The sequence below is a fragment of the Pseudomonas sp. BF-B-30 genome, assembly GCF_019956305.1.
GTDB classification, from domain to species: domain Bacteria; phylum Pseudomonadota; class Gammaproteobacteria; order Pseudomonadales; family Pseudomonadaceae; genus Aquipseudomonas; species Aquipseudomonas jessenii.
The window spans coordinates 1-18059 of record NZ_JAHBDG010000024.1 but is presented as its reverse complement, the minus strand read 5'-3'; the positions used below and the strand labels follow the sequence as shown (position 1 = coordinate 18059).

The window sequence follows — 18059 nt, the reverse complement described above, 5'->3', positions numbered from 1 at the left end:
TTTATGCCTTGGCGGTGCGTCGATCCTCCCGCGGGCACCGCTCATACTTCGCTCGATAACTGCGGGTGAAATACGACGGCGATTCAAACCCGCAGGCAATGCTCACTTCCAGCACGCTCATGTCGGTCTGGCGCAGCAACTGCCGGGCTTTCTCCAGCCTCAATCGCAGGTAGAAATTGCTCGGCGTGTCGTTCAGATGCAGGCGAAACAGGCGCTCCAGCTGCCGCCGCGTCACCTTGATCGATTCCGCCAGTTCCAGCGTGCTCAGCGGCGGTTCGCTGTGCTGCTCCATCTCGCCGATCACGTGAACCAGCTTCTTGTTGCTGATGCCATAACGGGTGGCGACTTCCATGCGCTGATGGTCTTTGCGCGGGCGGATGCGGCCAAGCACGAATTGCTCGCTGACCTGGATCGCCAGCTCCGGGCCATGGGCCTGGGAGATCAGATCCAGCATTAAATCAATAGAGGCGGTGCCGCCAGCAGAGGTGATGCGACGGCGGTCGATCTCGAACAGTTCCTGGGTGACGCTGAGCTGTGGATAAGATTCCTTGAACGCGTCGATGGCTTCCCAGTGCAGGGTCAGGCGATGGCCGTCGAGCAAACCCGCCTCGGCGAGGATGAAGCTGCCGGTGTCGATGCCGCCGAGGGTCACGCCTTCGTGGTCCAGGCGGCGCAGCCAGTGTTCCAGCGCCGGGGTGGTGAATTTCAGGGGCTCGAACCCGGCGACCACCAGCAGCGTCGCGCCTTTCTTCAGCGGCTCCAGCGCCGCATCGGCGTTGACCGACATACCGTTGCTGGCCAGCACCGCCCCGCCATCGGCGCTCAGCACATGCCAGCGATATAGCTCGCCACGAAAGCGATTGGCCACCCGTAACGGCTCGATGGCCGAGATAAATCCGATGGCCGAGAAACCCGGCATCAACAAGAAGTAGAAATCCTGGGACATGGAGCGCACTCGCTTAGCAGGTAACAAGAGGCCAGGTAACGAGAGGGCGGGCAGCGTAGGGATGTTGATACGCCAGTTGCGAGCGGCATTCAAGAGCACAGGTCGCTGCAGTGCAAGAGCTGGTCGCCGCAGTGCGCTTTCATCGGTGCTTTGCTGCGTAACTTGGCATCACCGGCGCATCAGACACCGGAACTCACAATAACGAACTGCCGAGGAACCTGAGATGAAACGACTGATCAGCAGCTGTGTTCTTGCACTCAGTGGTACCGCGTTACTGAGCGCCAGTGTCATGGCCGCCGAACCCGCCGCGTGCCAGAACGTGCGCATGGGTGTAGTGAACTGGACCGACGTGATCGCCACCAGTGCCATGACCCAGGTATTGCTCGACGGCCTCGGCTACAGCACCAAACAGACCAGCGCCTCCCAGCAAATCATCTTCGCCGGGATCCGCGACCAGCGTCTGGACCTGTTCCTCGGCTACTGGAACCCGCTGATGACCCAGACCATCACCCCGTTCGTCGACGCCAAACAGGTCAAGGTGCTTGATGCGCCAAGCCTGCAGGACGCCCGCGCGACCCTCGCCGTGCCGACCTACCTAGCCGACAAGGGCCTGAAAACCTTCGCTGACATCGCCAAATTCGAAAAAGAACTGGGCGGCAAAATCTACGGCATCGAGCCTGGCTCGGGCGCCAACACCCAGATCAAGGCGATGATCTCCAAGAACCAGTTCGGCCTCGGCAAGTTCCAGCTGGTCGAATCCAGCGAAGCCGGCATGCTCGCCGCGGTGGATCGCGCCGTGCGTCGCAACGAAGCCGTGGTGTTCTTCGGCTGGGCGCCGCACCCAATGAACGTCAACGTGAAAATGACCTACCTCACCGGCAGCGATAACGCCCTCGGCCCGAACGAAGGCAAGGCCACCGTATGGACCGTCACCGCACCGACCTACGCCGAACAATGCCCGAACATCGGTCGCCTGCTGAGCAACCTGACGTTCACCGCCGAAGACGAGAGCCGGATGATGCAGCCGCTGCTGGATCACAAGGACGCTTTCGAGTCGGCCAAACAATGGCTCAAGGATCACCCGCAGGACAAAAAACGCTGGCTTGAAGGCGTCACCACCTTCGATGGCAAACCGGCCGCTGAAAACCTGCAACTGACCAGTAAATAAACCGAATGAACCACCGACTCGCAGCCCCAACGGGCTGCGAACGGGATCACCACGCCTGGCCAAAACCAAAAACTCGCCTGTAAGGAACCGCCAAATGAACCACGACGTCATCATCACCTGCGCACTCACCGGTGCTGGCGACACGACCGCCAAGAGCCCACACGTGCCGGTCACCCCGAAACAAATCGCGGCTGCCGCCGTGGAAGCCGCCAAGGCCGGTGCCACCGTGGTTCACTGCCATGTGCGTGACCCGCAAACCGGCAAGTTCAGCCGTGACGTGGCGCTGTACCGTGAAGTGATGGAGCGCATCCGCGAAGCGGACGTGGACATCATCGTCAACCTCACCGCCGGCATGGGCGGCGACCTGGAAATCGGCGCGGGCGAGAACCCGATGGAATTCGGCCCGAACACCGATCTGGTCGGCCCGCTGACCCGCCTGGCCCACGTCGAAGAACTGCTGCCGGAAATCTGCACCCTCGACTGCGGCACCCTGAACTTCGGCGACGGCGACACCATTTACGTCTCCACCCCGGCCCAACTGCGCGCTGGCGCCAAACGCATCCAGGAGCTGGGCGTGAAAGCCGAGCTGGAGATCTTCGACACCGGCCACCTGTGGTTCGCCAAGCAGATGATCAAGGAAGGCCTGCTCGACAACCCGTTGTTCCAGCTGTGCCTGGGCATCCCTTGGGGCGCACCGGCGGACACCACCACCATGAAAGCCATGGTCGACAACCTGCCGGCCGACGCGGTCTGGGCCGGTTTCGGTATCGGTCGCATGCAGATGCCGATGGCGGCACAAGCAGTGTTGCTCGGCGGCAACGTGCGAGTCGGGCTGGAAGACAACCTGTGGCTGGACAAGGGCGTACTGGCGACCAACGGCCAACTGGTCGAGCGCGCCTCGGAAATCCTCAGCCGCCTCGGTGCCCGCGTCCTGACCCCGGCTGAAGGCCGAGCAAAAATGGGCCTGACCAAGCGCGGTTAATCACACCTACGCATACCCCTGTGGGAGCGGGCTTGCTCGCGAAGAGGCCGGTGCATCCGGCACATCTTCAGCGGTAGAACCACCGCTTTCGCGAGCAAGCCCGCTCCCACAAGAAATCTCTGAACTCTTTAGGACGTGACCATGAGCTTTATCACCGAAATCAAAACCTTCGCAGCGTTAGGCAGCGGTGTCATCGGCAGCGGCTGGGTATCCCGCGCCCTCGCCCATGGCCTGGATGTAGTGGCCTGGGACCCGGCCCCCGGTGCCGAAGCGGCCCTGCGCAAGCGTGTCGCCAACGCTTGGGGCGCACTGGAAAAACAAGGTTTGGCGCCGGGTGCATCGCAAGATCGCCTGCGATTTGTCGCAACCATCGAAGAGTGCGTGCGCGATGCCGATTTCATCCAGGAGAGCGCCCCGGAACGGCTGGAGCTGAAACTGGACCTGCACAGCAAAATCAGCGCGGCAGCCAAGCCCAATGCGCTGATCGGTTCCAGCACCTCTGGCCTGTTGCCGAGCGAGTTCTACGAGAGCGCCATGCACCCGGAACGCTGTGTGGTCGGTCACCCGTTCAACCCGGTTTACCTGCTGCCACTGGTGGAAGTGGTCGGCGGTAAAAACACCGCCCCTGAAGCGGTGCAAGCGGCCATGAAGGTCTATGAATCCCTGGGGATGCGCCCGCTGCACGTGCGCAAGGAAGTGCCGGGGTTCATCGCCGACCGCCTGCTCGAAGCACTGTGGCGTGAGGCGCTGCACCTGGTCAACGACGGCGTGGCGACCACCGGCGAAATCGACGACGCCATCCGCTTCGGCGCGGGTTTGCGCTGGTCGTTCATGGGCACCTTCCTGACCTACACCCTGGCCGGCGGCGATGCCGGCATGCGTCACTTCATGGCGCAGTTCGGCCCGGCGTTGCAATTGCCGTGGACCTACCTGCCGGCGCCGGAGCTGACCGACAAACTGATCGATGATGTGGTCGATGGCACCAGCGATCAACTGGGTAAACACAGCATTTCGGCGCTGGAGCGCTATCGTGATGACTGCCTGCTGGCGGTGCTGGAGGCAGTGAAGACCACCAAAGAGAAGCATGGGATGACCTTCAGCGAGTAAACCTCAAGCTAATGGGCCAGCAGGTCTGCCCCCTTCGCGAGCAAGCCCGCTCCCACATTTGATCGCAGGTGCCTGATACAACTCGGTCACCTGTGGGAGCGGGCTTGCTCGCGAAAGCGACGGTACCGTCACCACACATATTGGAAGTTAAACCATGCCCACCCTCACCACCTACCAAACCACCATCATCCCCGACTGGGTCGACTACAACGGCCACCTGCGCGACGCCTTCTACCTGCTGATTTTCAGCTACGCCACCGATGCCCTGATGGATCGCCTGGGCCTGGACAGCAACAGCCGCGAGGCCAGCGGCAACTCGCTGTTCACCCTCGAACTGCACCTCAATTACCTGCACGAGGTGAAGCTCGACGCCCAGGTCGAAGTGCACACCCAAATCATCGCCCACGACAACAAGCGCGTGCACCTCTATCACAGCCTGCATCTGGTGGGTGATGCCCGGGAACTGGCTGGCAATGAACAGATGCTGCTGCACGTGGACCTCGCCGGGCCGCGTTCGGCACCGTTCAGCGAGCAGTCCTTGAGCCAGCTGCAAGCCATCGTCGCCGAACAGGCAGACCTGCCAGCGCCCGAGTACATTGGCCGAGTGATCGCATTACCCCAAAAAAAATAACAAGGAGATCGCCATGAACACCGCCGCTGCCTTTGCCGACTTTCGTACCTATCCGTTGATCAGCGCGCTGGCTGGCGTGCAGACTCTGGCGGACCGTGTTCTGGTGAGCTGGGCCGACGATCGCGTCAGCCCCTTCCACCATCAATGGCTACGGGACAATTGCCCGTGCCCGCAGTGCGTCTACACCGTGACCCGCGAGCAAGTGCTGGAAATCGTCGATGTAGCTCAAGACTTGATCCTTGACCAAGTGCACATCGACACCGAAGGTTGCCTGTCGGTTGATTGGCAGGACGGCCACAGCAGCCGCTTCGACCCCGGCTGGCTGCGCGCCCACGCCTATGACGACGAGTCCCGCGCCGAGCGCCAGGCACGCAAGCCAAAAGCCAGGCTTTGGCACAGTAATGTTCAGTTGCCGGTATTCGAGTATCAGGCGCTGATGAACGACTCCGACGCTTTGTTGCAATGGTTGTTGGCGGTACGGGATGTCGGATTGACCCAAGTCCGTGGCATGCCCACCGAGCCCGACTCTCTGAAACTGATCGCCCAACGGATTTCCTTCATCCGCGAGAGCAATTTCGGCGTGCTGTTCAACGTGCAATCCAAGGCCGACGCCGACAGCAACGCCTACACCGCGTTCAACCTGCCGCTGCACAGCGATTTGCCAACCCGGGAGTTGCAACCGGGGCTGCAATTCCTGCATTGCCTGGTCAATGACGCCGAGGGTGGCGAGAGCATTTTTGTCGACGGCTTTGCCATTGCCGACGCCTTGCGCCGGGAAGACCCCGAATCTTTCAAAAGCCTCTGCGAAATCCCCGTGGAGTTTCGCAACAAGGACCGTCACAGCGACTACCGCTGCCTGGCACCGATCATTGCCCTGGATACGTTGGGGCAGGTGTCGGAAATCCGCATGGCCAACTTTCTGCGCGGCCCCTTCGATGCTTCGGTGGAGCAGATGCCCAAGTTGTATCAGGCCTACCGGCGCTTTATCGCGATGACCCGCGAGCCTCGATTCAGGTTGATGCAGCGGCTCAATCCCGGTGAGCTGTGGTGCTTCGACAACCGTCGCACCCTGCACGCCCGCAACGCCTTCGACCCCGCCACCGGCGCCCGGCATTTCCAGGGCTGCTATGTCGACCGGGATGAGTTGTTGTCGCGCATCCTCGTGTTACAGCGATAGACCGCGTCATCGTTCTTCGCGAGCAAGCCCGCTCCCACATTTAACCGCGTTTCTCTGAAAGGACTAGGTCGAATGTGGGAGCGGGCTTGCTCGCGAAGACGGTATATCAATCAACACAAAATCCACTGATTCACAGGCAAAAAAAACCCCGATCAAGCCGTGACAGGATCGAGGCAGAGGGTACTGTTGAGGAGCTGCCGTGCGAGGGTGACCAAACCTTCGTGAAGCGAGCTGAGTCCAGTGTGCCCCCTCCTTTGGCCGGCAAGTTGCCCGAAAACGACCTGTTCATAGCCAATGCTGCCATTGCGACAATTCGCCCTTGCCGACACCCGGCACCCCTACCAGAATCGAACCAAGACACCGTTCCCTGAAGAAGGATTGCGTCATGATGCACGCCGATTTGATAGACCAGGAAGACCTGTTGGGCCAGCTCAAGTCGTTGGGCTTCGAGGTGCCCACCGGCGCCACCGCCGAGCAAGCCTGCGAGTGTGCGGTACGAGGTTTGAACGATGTACGGGCGATGACCCTGCGGACCATGGTCAAACAGATGTACACCAGCAGCGCGACCATCCTGCCGGCGGTACGCCAGGCGATCGACAAGCAGTTGTTGCCGGCGCTGGCGGAGTATCAGCAGAGCCATACAGGCCGATAAACAGCCTTCGCGAGCAAGCCCGCTCCCACAGGAAATCGGGGTTGAACACAAAATGTGTGAACAATCCGAAAACCTGTGGGAGCGAGCTTGCTCGCGATGAAGGCGCCTCGGTCTAGAGCCTTACACTGGCAAACGTAGACTCATTACGCGCCTGGCTCAGCGCCGACAACGGCCCGGACAACGGCGACAGCACCAGCGCTTGAGGCAACGGCATCATCGCCACCTGCTGGGTGGTGTTGGACCCTACACGCTCGTCACGTGGCGGAATGCCGAAGTATTCGCGGTAGCACTTGGAGAAGTGCGGCGTGGACACAAACCCGCACACCGAAGCCACTTCGATGATCGACATCGGCGTTTGCTTGAGCAGCTGACGCGCGCGGATCAGGCGCAGTTTCAGGTAGTAACGCGACGGCGAGCAGTGCAGGTACTTCTGGAACAGGCGTTCGAGCTGACGACGGGACACCGCGACATACACCGCCAGTTCGTCCAGGTCGATCGGCTCTTCAAGATTGGCCTCCATCAACGCGACGATTTCCTGCAACTTCGGCTGGTTGGTGCCGAGCATGTGCTTGAGCGGCACACGCTGGTGATCCTGCTCGTTGCGGATGCGCTCGTAGACAAACATTTCCGAGATCGCGGCCGACAGTTCACGCCCGTGATCACGGCTGATCAGGTGCAGCATCATGTCCAGCGGCGCGGTGCCGCCGGAGCTGGTGAAACGGTTACGGTCGAGGGTGAACAAGCGGGTGCTCATCGCTACACGCGGGAAAGCTTCCTGCATCGCCGCCAGGCATTCCCAGTGCACGCTGCAATCGAAACCATCGAGCAGGCCGGCGCAGGCCAGGGCCCAGCTGCCGGTGCACACCGCGCCGAGGCGGCGGGACTGGCGAGCCTGGCTTTGCAGCCATGACACGTGTTCCCGGGTAACGGTGCGCTGGATGCCGATGCCGCCGCACACGATGACGGTGTCCATCGGCGGGGCTTTGTGCATGGAAGCGTCGGGGGTGATTTGCAGGCCGTCACTGGCCCAGACCTGGCCGCCATCGACGGTGAGGGTGGTCCAGCGATAAAGCTCGCGACCGGACAACTGGTTGGCCATGCGCAGCGGTTCCACTGCGGAGGCCAGAGAAATCAGCGTGAAATTGTCCAGCAGCAGAAAGCCGATGGATTGAGGCGCACGGTTCTGGGGTTGGGCCCCGGAGTTGAACGTCGTCATCGCGGTATCTCCTCACACAAAGCGGGTGATGGCCTCAGGCGGAGGCTCTTTTTATTGCCATCGTTCTCGCGTGGGAGACGGGCTTTGTAATGACAGAGCAATTGCCATGCCTAAATTTGAATGCGCGTTCAATAACTCCTAAAAACGACGTCGGAATGTGTCTATATGTGACGCGCAGGGAGTGGGGATTTAAATGGCCATCAGGGCTGGCAAGCGCCCTGGCCCACAAGCTGTGAGCAATTCGGTAGCACTTGTGGGAACGGCGTTTCGCCGCATCGCAGAGGAGTGTCACCGCAAGCACGGGTGACGGGCGGTCGAAGGCTGGCTGGCCCTCGATCAGTGGCAAGGCGATTTATCTGTGAGCGACGCACTAAAAGATGGCGCGACTTCGAGCGGGTGTTCACTTGGTGCGCAGTTTTGACTGGTCTGCCGCCTTCGCGAGCAAGCCCGCTCCCACATTGGATTTGTGAACGACGGAGATCAAATGTGGGAGCGGGCTTGCTCGCGAAGCAGGCGACTCGGTTTTATTGTCTCAACACTCCACCGCACTCACCGCCAACCCACCCCGCGATGTCTCCTTATATTTGTCATGCATGTCGGCACCGGTATCGCGCATGGTGCGGATCACCCGATCCAGCGAAATGAAGTGCTGACCATCACCGCGCAATGCCATTTGCGCGGCGTTGATCGCCTTCACCGCGGCAATTGCGTTGCGCTCGATGCACGGCACCTGGACCAGCCCACCCACCGGGTCGCAGGTCAGGCCGAGGTTGTGCTCCAGACCGATCTCCGCCGCGTTGCACAGTTGCTCTGGCGTGGCGCCAAGGATTTCCGCCAGCCCCGCCGCCGCCATGGCGCAGGCCGAACCGACTTCGCCCTGGCAACCGACTTCGGCACCGGAGATCGAGGCGTTCTTCTTGCACAGGATTCCCACCGCCGCCGCGCCGAGGAAGTAGTCGACGACATTGGCGTCGGTCACGGCCTCGCTGAATTTCATGAAGTAGTGCAGCACCGCCGGAATGATCCCCGCCGCGCCGTTGGTCGGTGCCGTGACCATGCGCCCGCCAGCGGCGTTTTCCTCGTTGACCGCCAGGGCGAACAGGTTGACCCATTCCATGGCGCTCAAGGTCGAGCCGATCACGTTGGGTTTGTTCAGTTCCTGCAGGCTGCGATGCAGCTTGGCCGCGCGGCGGCGCACGTTCAACCCGCCGGGCAGGATGCCTTCGTGTTTGAGGCCCTGCTCAACGCAATCCTGCATGGCGCGCCAGAGCTTCATCAGGCCGCTGCGGATTTCATCCTCGCTGCGCCACACCCTCTCGTTGGCCATCATTAACTCAGCCACGCGCAGGTTGTGTTTTTTACACAGTTCCAGCAGCTCGGCGGCGCTGGAAAAATCATAAGGCAACACAGTGCTGTCGAGGTCGACGACACCGCTGGAGGCCTGCGCTTCATCGACGACAAAACCGCCGCCGACCGAATAGTAGGTGTCGCGATGCAACTCGCCGTCATCACCCTCGACAATCAGGGTCATGGCGTTGGGATGGAATGGCAGGTTCTCGTCGATCAGGCGCATGTCCCGGCCCCAGATGAAGGGCACCGGCAAGCGACCGTCGAGCAGCAGCGTGTCGGTCTCGCGCAGGTTGGCGATACGGATGCCGATTTGCGACGGATCAATCGCATCCGGCCACTCGCCCATCAGCCCCATGATCACTGCATTGTCGCTGCCGTGGCCGATACCAGTGGCTGACAACGAGCCAAACAGCTGGACTTCGACACGCCGCACCTGCTCAAGCAACCCACGCTCGCGCAGGCCCTGCACAAACAACGCCGCCGCCCGCATGGGCCCCACGGTGTGCGAACTGGATGGGCCGATGCCGATTTTGAACAGGTCGAAAACACTGATAGCCATTACTGCCGAACTCCTGGATGGGCCCACTGCGCACGCAAAAACGCACGGTGACGGAGCTGCTACGCTCAAGCTGCAATCCGCCGAGATGACCGCATCATCAAGCTTTTATCGTGTTGTTCGACGTCTCTAACCGACGCACTCATGCCCACCAGCGCCGCGTGTCTTTTACGCCGTGTTTTCGCCGTTTTTTTGCGGTTCAGAAGAGGAAAAGGGCCTGAAAAAATCTGTAAACGACGTCACCGACACTGGATGCGACCATCCCTGTACTGGATACGACGCACCCTGTAGGCGTCAGATTTTCACTGGTACATGATCATATCGACTCGATTGCAAGGCGCTGCGGTAGAGCTGTCTCCAGAACGCCATCCAACCGCAACCTATAAGTGCGGTGGTCCAGTCGGAACACTGCCAAAAAAAACACCAAGGAGTCCATCCATGAAAGGTTCCCCGTCGTTGTTGTTGGCCGCCATGCTTAGTCTGCCGGTTCTGGCGCAAGCCGCAGAACCGGCGCAGTGCAGTACCGTAAACTTCTCCGATGTCGGCTGGACCGACATCACCGCGACTACCGCGACCACCAGCGTCGTGCTCAACGCCCTCGGCTACAAAACCAAGACCACCATGATTTCCGTGCCCGTGACCTACAAGTCCCTGGCCGACGGCAAGAACATGGACGTGTTTCTGGGCAACTGGATGCCGACCATGGAAAACGACATCAAGGCCTACCGCGATGCCGGCACCGTGGAAACCGTACGCACCAACCTCAAGGGCGCCAAGTACACCCTCGCCGTCCCTCAGGCGCTGTACGACAAGGGCCTGCATGACTTCGCCGACATCGCCAAATTCAAGAAAGAGCTCGACGGCAAAATCTACGGCATCGAGCCTGGCAACGACGGTAATCGTCTGATCCAGAGCATGATCGACAAGGATGCCTTCGGCCTGAAGACCGCCGGTTTCAAAGTCGTCGAATCCTCCGAAGCAGGCATGCTGTCGCAGGTCGACCGCGCACAGAAACGCGACACCGCCGTGGTGTTCCTCGGCTGGGCGCCGCACCCGATGAACAAGCGCTTCAAAATTCAATACCTGACCGGTGGCGATGACTTCTTCGGCCCCGACTTCGGTGCCGCCACCGTGGCGACCAACACCCGCAAGGGTTACGCGCAGGAGTGCAGCAACGTTGGTCAGTTGCTGAAGAACCTGGAGTTCACCGTCGACATGGAAAGCGAACTGATGGGCAACATCCTGGACGACAAGATGAAGCCTGACGCGGCCGCCAAGGCCTGGCTGAAAAACAATCCACAGGTGCTCGATACCTGGCTCGCTGGCGTGACAACCATTGACGGTAAACCAGGCCTGGAGGCCGTGAAAGCCAAACTGGCCAAGTAATCGCTTATGCCGGGCGGCCTCGGCCGTCCGGGCTGTTTATTTCCTTGCATGCGGACGTTCAATACCATGCTGATTGATCAGAAAATCCCCTTAGGCCAGTACATCGCGGGCTTCGTTGAATGGTTGACGCAACACGGCGCCAACACCTTCGACGCCATCGCCGTGTCACTGGAAACGATGATCCACGGCGTGACGTTTGCGCTGACCTGGTTCAACCCGCTGGTACTGATCGGCGTAATCGCACTACTGGCACACTTCATTCAACGCAAATGGGGCCTGACAGCGTTTGTCGTTGCCTCCTTTCTGCTGATCCTCAATCTGGGGTACTGGCAGGAGACCATGGAAACCCTCGCCCAGGTGTTGTTCGCCACCCTGGTCTGCGTGATCATCGGCGTGCCGCTGGGCATCGTCGCCGCGCACAAACCGATGTTCTATACTTTAATGCGTCCGGTACTCGATCTGATGCAGACCGTACCGACGTTCGTGTACCTCATTCCTACCCTGACCCTCTTCGGGCTGGGTGTGGTCCCGGGTCTGATCTCCACGGTGGTGTTCGCGATTGCCGCGCCCATCCGCCTGACCTACCTGGGTATTCGCGATGTCCCGGAAGAATTGATGGACGCCGGCAAGGCCTTTGGCTGCTCGCGCCGTCAATTGCTCTCGCGAATTGAACTGCCTCATGCCATGCCAAGCATCGCGGCCGGCATCACCCAGTGCATCATGCTGTCGTTGTCGATGGTGGTGATCGCGGCACTGGTTGGCGCCGACGGTTTGGGCAAACCCGTGGTCAACGCACTGAATACCGCTGATATCGCCCTGGGCTTCGAAGCAGGTCTGGCGATCGTACTGCTGGCGATCATGCTCGACCGTATCTGCAAACAACCCGACGCCAAAGTAGGGGGTGACGCATGAGCATTATTCGCTTCGATAACGTTGACGTTATCTTCTCCAAGGATCCACGCGAGGCACTCAAGCTGCTGGATCAAGGCATGACCCGTAACGAGATCCTGAAAAAGACCGGGCAGATTGTAGGTGTTGAAAAAGCCAGCCTGGACATCGAAAAAGGTGAGATCTGCGTACTGATGGGCCTGTCCGGCTCCGGTAAATCCAGCCTGCTGCGTTGCATCAACGGCCTCAACACCGTCAGCCGCGGCAAGCTGTTCGTCGAGCACGAAGGCAAGCAGATCGACATTGCCTCCTGCACCCCGGCAGAACTGAAAATGATGCGCACCAAGCGCATTGCGATGGTGTTCCAGAAGTTCGCCCTGATGCCCTGGCTGACCGTTCGCGAGAACATCAGCTTCGGTCTGGAGATGCAGGGTCGTCCCGAGAAGGAACGCCGCAAGCTGGTGGACGACAAGCTGGAGCTGGTGGGCCTGACCCAGTGGCGCAACAAGAAACCCAACGAGCTGTCCGGTGGTATGCAACAACGCGTGGGCCTGGCCCGTGCCTTGGCGATGGACGCCGACATTCTGTTGATGGACGAACCGTTCTCGGCGCTCGACCCACTGATCCGCCAGGGTCTGCAAGACGAGCTGCTGGAACTGCAACGCAAGCTGAGCAAGACCATCGTATTCGTAAGCCACGACCTCGATGAAGCCCTGAAACTTGGCAGCCGTATCGCGATCATGAAAGACGGCCGGATCATCCAGTACAGTGTGCCGGAAGAGATCGTGCTGAACCCGGCGGACGACTACGTGCGGACCTTCGTGGCCCACACCAACCCGCTGAACGTACTGTGCGGCCGCAGCCTGATGCGCACCCTGGACAACTGCAAACGCATCAACGGTTCGGTATGCCTCGATCCGGGCGGCGATTCGTGGCTGGACCTGGCGGAAGGCAACACTATCAAAGGGGCGCGTCAAAACGGTTCTGCTCTGGATCTGCAGAACTGGGTACCGGGTCAGGCTGTTGAAGGCCTGGGTCGTCGACCAACCCTGGTGGACTCGAACATCGGCATGCGCGATGCGCTGCAGATTCGTTATCAGACCGGCAACAAACTGGTGCTGCACGATAACAACCATGTAGTGGGGATTCTTGGCGACAGCGAGCTGTATCACGCACTGCTCGGCAAGAACCTGGGGTAAGGCAACAGACACAAAAACGCCGCGAGAGTATCGCGGCGTTTTTGTTTGTGGGGTATAGGGACATTCAGCTTTGCGGCTGATTGCCCCTTCGCGAGCAAGCCCGCTCCCACATTTGATCTGCGGTGTTCACAAATCCAATGTGGGAGCGGGCTTGCTCGCGAAGAATGCGATGCGGTGCCTCAGACAGAAACACCGCATCACTTCACAACTCAGCTATAGACGCGGCCAAGGAGCTGCCGATGGCTTTCAAACTGATCGAGCACGTCACGGGTGATCTGATCCTGGGTGAAGCCCATCAAGTCGTAGTCCTGGCTACCGTTGTGCAGATACACCTCGGCACGATAGTAACGCTGACGCGCCTCATCGGACTGAGCCGAATCGGTTGGCGTGGCCAGGTAGCCATCCAGGCTGACTTCGTAGACAAACGGGTTGCCCTCTTCCATCTCGACCCGTACGCCCATGCAACGCTTGGACTTGCCCAGCAGCGTCTGAACCTCCAGACCTTGAGCACGCATTTGCGCCGTCGCATCTTCCAGCGCCGGAGTCACGTGCTTGTCCATGAAGCGCTGGACCACCGACTGGCTCGGTTGCAGGTCCAACTGGGTCAAACGCTCAGTGAAACCACGGCGACCACGTGCCGCCAGTTCCGCTTGCTCCTGTTCGATCTGCACGTCCTGGCGCATGGCCTTGTGCAAGCCGAACATGAAGAACACCAGCACCACCGAGAACGGCAGACCGGCCAGCACCACCATGGTTTGCATGGCTTCGAAGTTGCCGGCGAACAGCAGGCCGATGGTCACCAGGGTGATCACCGCCGACCAGAAGATCCGCAGCCAGTGCGGCGCGTCTTCGTCGACATTGCCGCCCTTGCACGAAAGGTTGGCCATCATCACCGCGCCGGAGTCCGCCGGGGTCAGGAACAGCACGAAACCGACAAAGATCGACACGCCGATCACAACCTTCGACGCCGGGTAATGCTCTAGCAACTGGTAGATCGCCATGGACGGCTGTTCCAGCGCCGTCTTCCCGAGCTCCACCGCCCCATGGTTCATCACCAGGTCCAGGGCAGAGTTACCGAAGATCGACAGCCACGCCAGGGTGAAGCCCAGCGGAATCAGCAGCACACCGGCCACCAGTTCGCGCACGGTGCGACCACGGGAAATACGCGCGATGAACATGCCCACGAATGGAGCCCAGGAAATCCACCAGGCCCAGTAGAACAGGGTCCACAGGCCCAGCCAGCGGTCGGACTTCTCACTGTCGCCTTCGTACACATACAGATCGAAAGTCTTCAGCACCACGCCGTTCAGGTAGTCACCGACGTTCTGTACGAAACCGTTGAGCAGGTGCAAGGTCGGGCCGAACAACAGGACGAAAATCAGCAGGCCGCTGAACAGCACGATGTTGAGGTTGGACAGACGGCGGATGCCGTTTTCCACGCCCGACACGGCAGCGATGGTCGCCACGGTGCTCATCACGATGATCACGATCAGCAGGTTGGTGTTGCTGTGCTCCATGCCGAACAGGTTTTCCAGCCCCGACGACACTTGCAGCGAACCGATCCCCAGGTTCGTCACCAGCCCCAGCAGGGTCACGAACATGCCGAAGCCGTCCACCGCGTGCCCGGCCGCGCCCTTGACCCAACGCTCTCCCACCAGCGGATACAACGCCGAACGCAACGCCAGCGGCTGGTTGTGCCGGTAGGCAAAGTACGCCACGGCCAGGCCGACCAGCGCGTAGATCGCCCAGCCATGCAAGCCCCAGTGCAGGAAGGTCAGCTGCACCGCCTGACGAGCCGCCAGGTTGCTGCCAGCAACGCCTTCCGGCGGGTTGAAGTAGTGGTCCAGCGGCTCGGACGCGCCGAAGTACAGCAGCGAAATACCGATACCCGAGGAGAACAGCATCCCCGCCCAGGCACCGTAGCTGAAGTCCGGGGTGTCGTCCTTGCTGCCCAGTTTCAATTTGCCGTAGGACGAAAACGCCAGACCAACGACAAAAATCAGGTAGGCGGCGATCACCACCATGTAGTACCAGCCGAAGCTGCGGGACAGCCAGGCTTGCGCCGTACCCAGCATTCTGCCGGCCTCTTGCGGGGCGATGATCAGAATGGCGGTCAACAACAGAATCAACGCGGTAGAGGTGTAGAACACCCAACCGTTGACCGTCACCTTCTCGGGTGGGGTCTTTATTAGCGAGGCAGAACTCATGGCACAGATGCTCCGGGCAGTGCGAGAGAAGAACGCAAGACAAACGAGTTACCCGACCAATCGGTTAGTGGGCAGCCGACCGGCGGGTGATATAAAGACAGCCCGAAAAAAGCCCGAAGCCCTTGAGACGCCGTGGCGTATAGGCTTCGAGCTATTTCGGATGTCAGTTTGCCGCCATTTACATGTAGGAAAAATCTGTAAGCAGCGACGATTTGTCGCAGATCTTATTCTTTGTTGATTGAACGTTCAATCAAAACAAAATAGACTGGCCCTCAAGCCGATGGACGTTCTGCGTCTGCGGGAAGGCCTAAGGAGATGTGCAAGATGCCCAAGGTCGGTATGCAACCCATCCGCCGCCAGCAATTGATCGAAGCCACTTTGCAGGCCGTCGATCAGGTCGGAATGGGGGACGCCAGCATTGCGCTGATCGCCCGTTTGGCCGGTGTCTCGAATGGCATCATCAGTCACTACTTTCAGGACAAGAATGGCCTGATCGCCGCCACCATGGGGTACCTGATGACCGTCCTGAGCGAGAACGTCACCCTGCGCCGACAGGCGCTGACAGATGACAGCCCGAGGGCTCATCTGCAGGTGATCATCGAAGGCAACTTCGACGCCAGCCAGGTCAATGGCCCGGCAATGAAAACCTGGCTGGCCTTCTGGGCCACCAGCATGCACCAGCCGTCTTTGCACAGGTTGCAGCGGATCAACGATCACCGTCTGTATTCCAACCTGTGCTGCCAGTTTCGCCGCGTGCTGCCGCTCAATGATGCGCGCAGTGCCGCCCGAGGCCTGGCAGCGTTGATCGACGGCCTGTGGTTGCGCGGCGCGTTGTCGGGAGATGCTTTCGACACCGAGCAGGCGCAACAGATTGCTTACGAATACATGGATACCCAACTGGCCAAGCGGGTGAGTTAGAGCACACATAAACGCTCAACCACCGAACCGCGCCAGCCACTTAATGCTCTTGCGAGGACTTTATGGCCCGTTTCGAACTGCAAAAACTCTACATCGATGGCGCGTACAGCGACGCCAGCAGCGACGCCACTTTCGAAGCCATCAACCCGGCTAACGGTGAAGTCCTCGCAAAAGTGCAACGTGCTACCAAGGAAGACGTCGAACGCGCCGTCGTCAGCGCCGAAAAGGGCCAGAAGATCTGGGCCGCCATGACCGCCATGGAGCGTTCGCGCATCCTGCGTCGTGCCGTGGAAATCCTGCGCGAGCGCAACGACGAACTGGCCGCCCTGGAAACCCTGGACACCGGCAAGGCCTACTCCGAAACCCGCTACGTCGACATCGTCACCGGCGCTGACGTGCTGGAGTACTACGCAGGCCTGGTACCGGCCATCGAAGGCGAGCAGATTCCGCTGCGCACCACTTCGTTCGTCTACACCCGTCGCGAGCCGCTGGGCGTCGTGGCCGGTATCGGCGCGTGGAACTACCCGATCCAGATCGCCCTGTGGAAATCCGCACCAGCCCTGGCGGCCGGTAACGCGATGATCTTCAAGCCAAGCGAAGTCACCTCGCTGACCACCCTGAAACTGGCCGAGATCTACACCGAAGCCGGCGTGCCAAACGGCGTGTTCAACGTCCTGACCGGCAGTGGCCGTGAAGTCGGCACCTGGCTGACCGAACACCCGCGCATCGAGAAAGTCTCGTTCACCGGCGGCACCGATACCGGCAAGAAAGTCATGGCCAGCGCTTCGAGCTCTTCGCTCAAGGACGTGACCATGGAACTGGGTGGCAAGTCGCCGCTGATCATCTGCGACGACGCCGACCTCGATCGCGCCGCCGACACCGCGATGATGGCCAACTTCTACAGCTCCGGTCAGGTTTGCACCAACGGCACTCGCGTGTTCGTACCGGCTCACCTGAAGGCCGCTTTCGAAGCCAAGATCGCTGAGCGCGTTGCGCGCATCCGCATCGGCAACCCGGAAGACGAAAACACCAACTTCGGTCCGCTGGTCAGCTTTGCGCACATGGAAAGCGTGCTGGGCTACATCGCCAAGGGCAAGGAAGAAGGTGCCCGCTTGCTGTGCGGCGGTGAGCGCCTGACCGACGGTGAATTCGCCAAGGGTGCGTTCGTGGCGCCGACCGTGTTCACCGACTGCACCGACGACATGACCATCGTCCGCGAAGAAATCTTTGGCCCGGTGATGGCGATCCTCTCCTACGAAACCGAAGAAGAAGTGATCCGCCGCGCCAACGACACCGACTTCGGCCTGGCCGCCGGTATCGTCACCAAGGACCTGAACCGCGCCCACCGCGTGATTCATCAGCTGGAAGCCGGTATCTGCTGGATCAACGCCTGGGGCGAATCCGACGCGAAGATGCCGGTCGGTGGCTACAAGCAGTCGGGTGTCGGCCGTGAGAACGGCATCAGTTCGCTGAACAACTTCACCCGCATCAAATCGGTACAGGTCGAGCTGGGCGATTACGTCTCGGTGTTCTAAGACCGAGACCTGTATTGCTCGCGAATCGAGTGCGCAGCACTCGTCAGGCCAGACCTGACCAACTTCAAAGAGGGTGCATTCAATGTCCCAAGAATTCGACTACATCATCATCGGTGCCGGCTCTGCCGGTAACACCCTGGC

Annotated in this window: 15 protein-coding genes; 11 read left to right on the top strand and 4 right to left on the bottom strand. The window is 60.3% G+C overall.

Annotation, left to right across the window (positions count from 1 at the left end):
- Position 1: 1 nt before the first annotated feature.
- The gene (locus KGB29_RS14660; RefSeq protein WP_150813788.1) at positions 2-946 is read right to left on the bottom strand and encodes a GlxA family transcriptional regulator; all 945 of its coding nucleotides are present in this window, start codon (positions 944-946) and stop codon (positions 2-4) included.
- A gap of 223 nt (positions 947-1169) precedes the next feature.
- Here KGB29_RS14660 and KGB29_RS14655 point away from each other — a divergent pair, with 223 nt between their 5' ends.
- The 6 genes from KGB29_RS14655 to KGB29_RS14630 all read left to right on the top strand — a co-directional run bounded on the left by KGB29_RS14655 (position 1170) and on the right by KGB29_RS14630 (position 6663).
- Positions 1170-2114, top strand: coding sequence for a choline ABC transporter substrate-binding protein (locus KGB29_RS14655; RefSeq protein ID WP_102672502.1), 945 nt, complete (start codon positions 1170-1172; stop codon positions 2112-2114).
- Between the two features lie 94 nt (positions 2115-2208).
- The gene (locus KGB29_RS14650; RefSeq protein WP_057712986.1) at positions 2209-3096 is read left to right on the top strand and encodes a 3-keto-5-aminohexanoate cleavage protein; all 888 of its coding nucleotides are present in this window, start codon (positions 2209-2211) and stop codon (positions 3094-3096) included.
- A gap of 141 nt (positions 3097-3237) precedes the next feature.
- A complete protein-coding gene (locus KGB29_RS14645; protein ID WP_150813787.1) occupies positions 3238-4203 on the top strand; it encodes an L-carnitine dehydrogenase in 966 nt (321 codons plus the stop codon).
- Positions 4204-4357: 154 nt separating this feature from the next.
- Entirely contained in the window at positions 4358-4834 is a 477-nt protein-coding gene (locus KGB29_RS14640) for a thioesterase family protein (RefSeq protein WP_090451849.1), read from the top strand.
- Between the two features lie 13 nt (positions 4835-4847).
- Entirely contained in the window at positions 4848-6011 is a 1164-nt protein-coding gene (locus KGB29_RS14635) for a gamma-butyrobetaine dioxygenase (RefSeq protein WP_223616448.1), read from the top strand.
- Positions 6012-6396: 385 nt separating this feature from the next.
- Positions 6397-6663, top strand: a complete 267-nt coding sequence (locus KGB29_RS14630; RefSeq protein ID WP_007995656.1) for a hypothetical protein — start codon at positions 6397-6399, stop codon at positions 6661-6663.
- A 112-nt stretch (positions 6664-6775) separates the two neighbouring features.
- On the opposite strand, the gene KGB29_RS14625 is transcribed toward KGB29_RS14630, so the two are convergent.
- Both KGB29_RS14625 and KGB29_RS14620 read right to left on the bottom strand, forming a co-directional pair.
- Positions 6776-7879, bottom strand: coding sequence for a GlxA family transcriptional regulator (locus KGB29_RS14625; RefSeq protein WP_007975492.1), 1104 nt, complete (start codon positions 7877-7879; stop codon positions 6776-6778).
- A 532-nt stretch (positions 7880-8411) separates the two neighbouring features.
- Complete coding sequence (locus KGB29_RS14620) at positions 8412-9788, bottom strand: L-serine ammonia-lyase (protein WP_102672293.1); 1377 nt, start codon at positions 9786-9788, stop codon at positions 8412-8414.
- A gap of 435 nt (positions 9789-10223) precedes the next feature.
- Here KGB29_RS14620 and KGB29_RS14615 point away from each other — a divergent pair, with 435 nt between their 5' ends.
- The 3 genes from KGB29_RS14615 (at position 10224) to choV (ending at position 13258) form a co-directional block, all read left to right on the top strand.
- Positions 10224-11171: a choline ABC transporter substrate-binding protein gene (locus tag KGB29_RS14615; RefSeq protein ID WP_057712981.1), complete on the top strand. Its 948-nt coding sequence runs from the start codon at positions 10224-10226 to the stop codon at positions 11169-11171.
- A gap of 66 nt (positions 11172-11237) precedes the next feature.
- Positions 11238-12083, top strand: coding sequence for a choline ABC transporter permease subunit (choW, locus tag KGB29_RS14610; RefSeq protein WP_057716544.1), 846 nt, complete (start codon positions 11238-11240; stop codon positions 12081-12083).
- Positions 12080-13258 (top strand): choline ABC transporter ATP-binding protein, encoded by a 1179-nt coding sequence (gene choV / locus KGB29_RS14605; protein WP_047534342.1) that lies wholly within the window; start codon positions 12080-12082, stop codon positions 13256-13258. The genes choW and choV overlap by 4 nt, the downstream gene beginning before the upstream one ends.
- Positions 13259-13467: 209 nt before the next feature.
- On the opposite strand, the gene KGB29_RS14600 is transcribed toward choV, so the two are convergent.
- The gene (locus KGB29_RS14600; RefSeq protein ID WP_223543857.1) at positions 13468-15408 is read right to left on the bottom strand and encodes a BCCT family transporter; all 1941 of its coding nucleotides are present in this window, start codon (positions 15406-15408) and stop codon (positions 13468-13470) included.
- A gap of 381 nt (positions 15409-15789) precedes the next feature.
- Here KGB29_RS14600 and betI point away from each other — a divergent pair, with 381 nt between their 5' ends.
- Together betI and betB are read left to right on the top strand one after the other, a co-directional pair.
- The gene (betI, locus tag KGB29_RS14595) at positions 15790-16383 is read left to right on the top strand and encodes a transcriptional regulator BetI (protein ID WP_007985937.1); all 594 of its coding nucleotides are present in this window, start codon (positions 15790-15792) and stop codon (positions 16381-16383) included.
- A gap of 62 nt (positions 16384-16445) precedes the next feature.
- A complete protein-coding gene (gene betB, locus KGB29_RS14590) occupies positions 16446-17918 on the top strand; it encodes a betaine-aldehyde dehydrogenase (protein WP_057712979.1) in 1473 nt (490 codons plus the stop codon).
- Positions 17919-18059: the final 141 nt, after the last annotated feature.

Excerpts from the sequence above, each read along its gene's own strand:
- KGB29_RS14660 (WP_150813788.1), bottom strand. The coding sequence starts at position 946 with ATGTCCCAGGATTTCTACTTCTTGTTGATGCCGGGTTTCTCGGCCATC.
- KGB29_RS14655 (WP_102672502.1), top strand. The coding sequence starts at position 1,170 with ATGAAACGACTGATCAGCAGCTGTGTTCTTGCACTCAGTGGTACCGCG.
- KGB29_RS14650 (WP_057712986.1), top strand. The coding sequence starts at position 2,209 with ATGAACCACGACGTCATCATCACCTGCGCACTCACCGGTGCTGGCGAC.
- KGB29_RS14645 (WP_150813787.1), top strand. The coding sequence starts at position 3,238 with ATGAGCTTTATCACCGAAATCAAAACCTTCGCAGCGTTAGGCAGCGGT.
- KGB29_RS14640 (WP_090451849.1), top strand. The coding sequence starts at position 4,358 with ATGCCCACCCTCACCACCTACCAAACCACCATCATCCCCGACTGGGTC.
- KGB29_RS14635 (WP_223616448.1), top strand. The coding sequence starts at position 4,848 with ATGAACACCGCCGCTGCCTTTGCCGACTTTCGTACCTATCCGTTGATC.
- KGB29_RS14630 (WP_007995656.1), top strand. The coding sequence starts at position 6,397 with ATGATGCACGCCGATTTGATAGACCAGGAAGACCTGTTGGGCCAGCTC.
- KGB29_RS14625 (WP_007975492.1), bottom strand. The coding sequence starts at position 7,879 with ATGACGACGTTCAACTCCGGGGCCCAACCCCAGAACCGTGCGCCTCAA.
- KGB29_RS14620 (WP_102672293.1), bottom strand. The coding sequence starts at position 9,788 with ATGGCTATCAGTGTTTTCGACCTGTTCAAAATCGGCATCGGCCCATCC.
- KGB29_RS14615 (WP_057712981.1), top strand. The coding sequence starts at position 10,224 with ATGAAAGGTTCCCCGTCGTTGTTGTTGGCCGCCATGCTTAGTCTGCCG.
- choW (WP_057716544.1), top strand. The coding sequence starts at position 11,238 with ATGCTGATTGATCAGAAAATCCCCTTAGGCCAGTACATCGCGGGCTTC.
- choV (WP_047534342.1), top strand. The coding sequence starts at position 12,080 with ATGAGCATTATTCGCTTCGATAACGTTGACGTTATCTTCTCCAAGGAT.
- betI (WP_007985937.1), top strand. The coding sequence starts at position 15,790 with ATGCCCAAGGTCGGTATGCAACCCATCCGCCGCCAGCAATTGATCGAA.
- betB (WP_057712979.1), top strand. The coding sequence starts at position 16,446 with ATGGCCCGTTTCGAACTGCAAAAACTCTACATCGATGGCGCGTACAGC.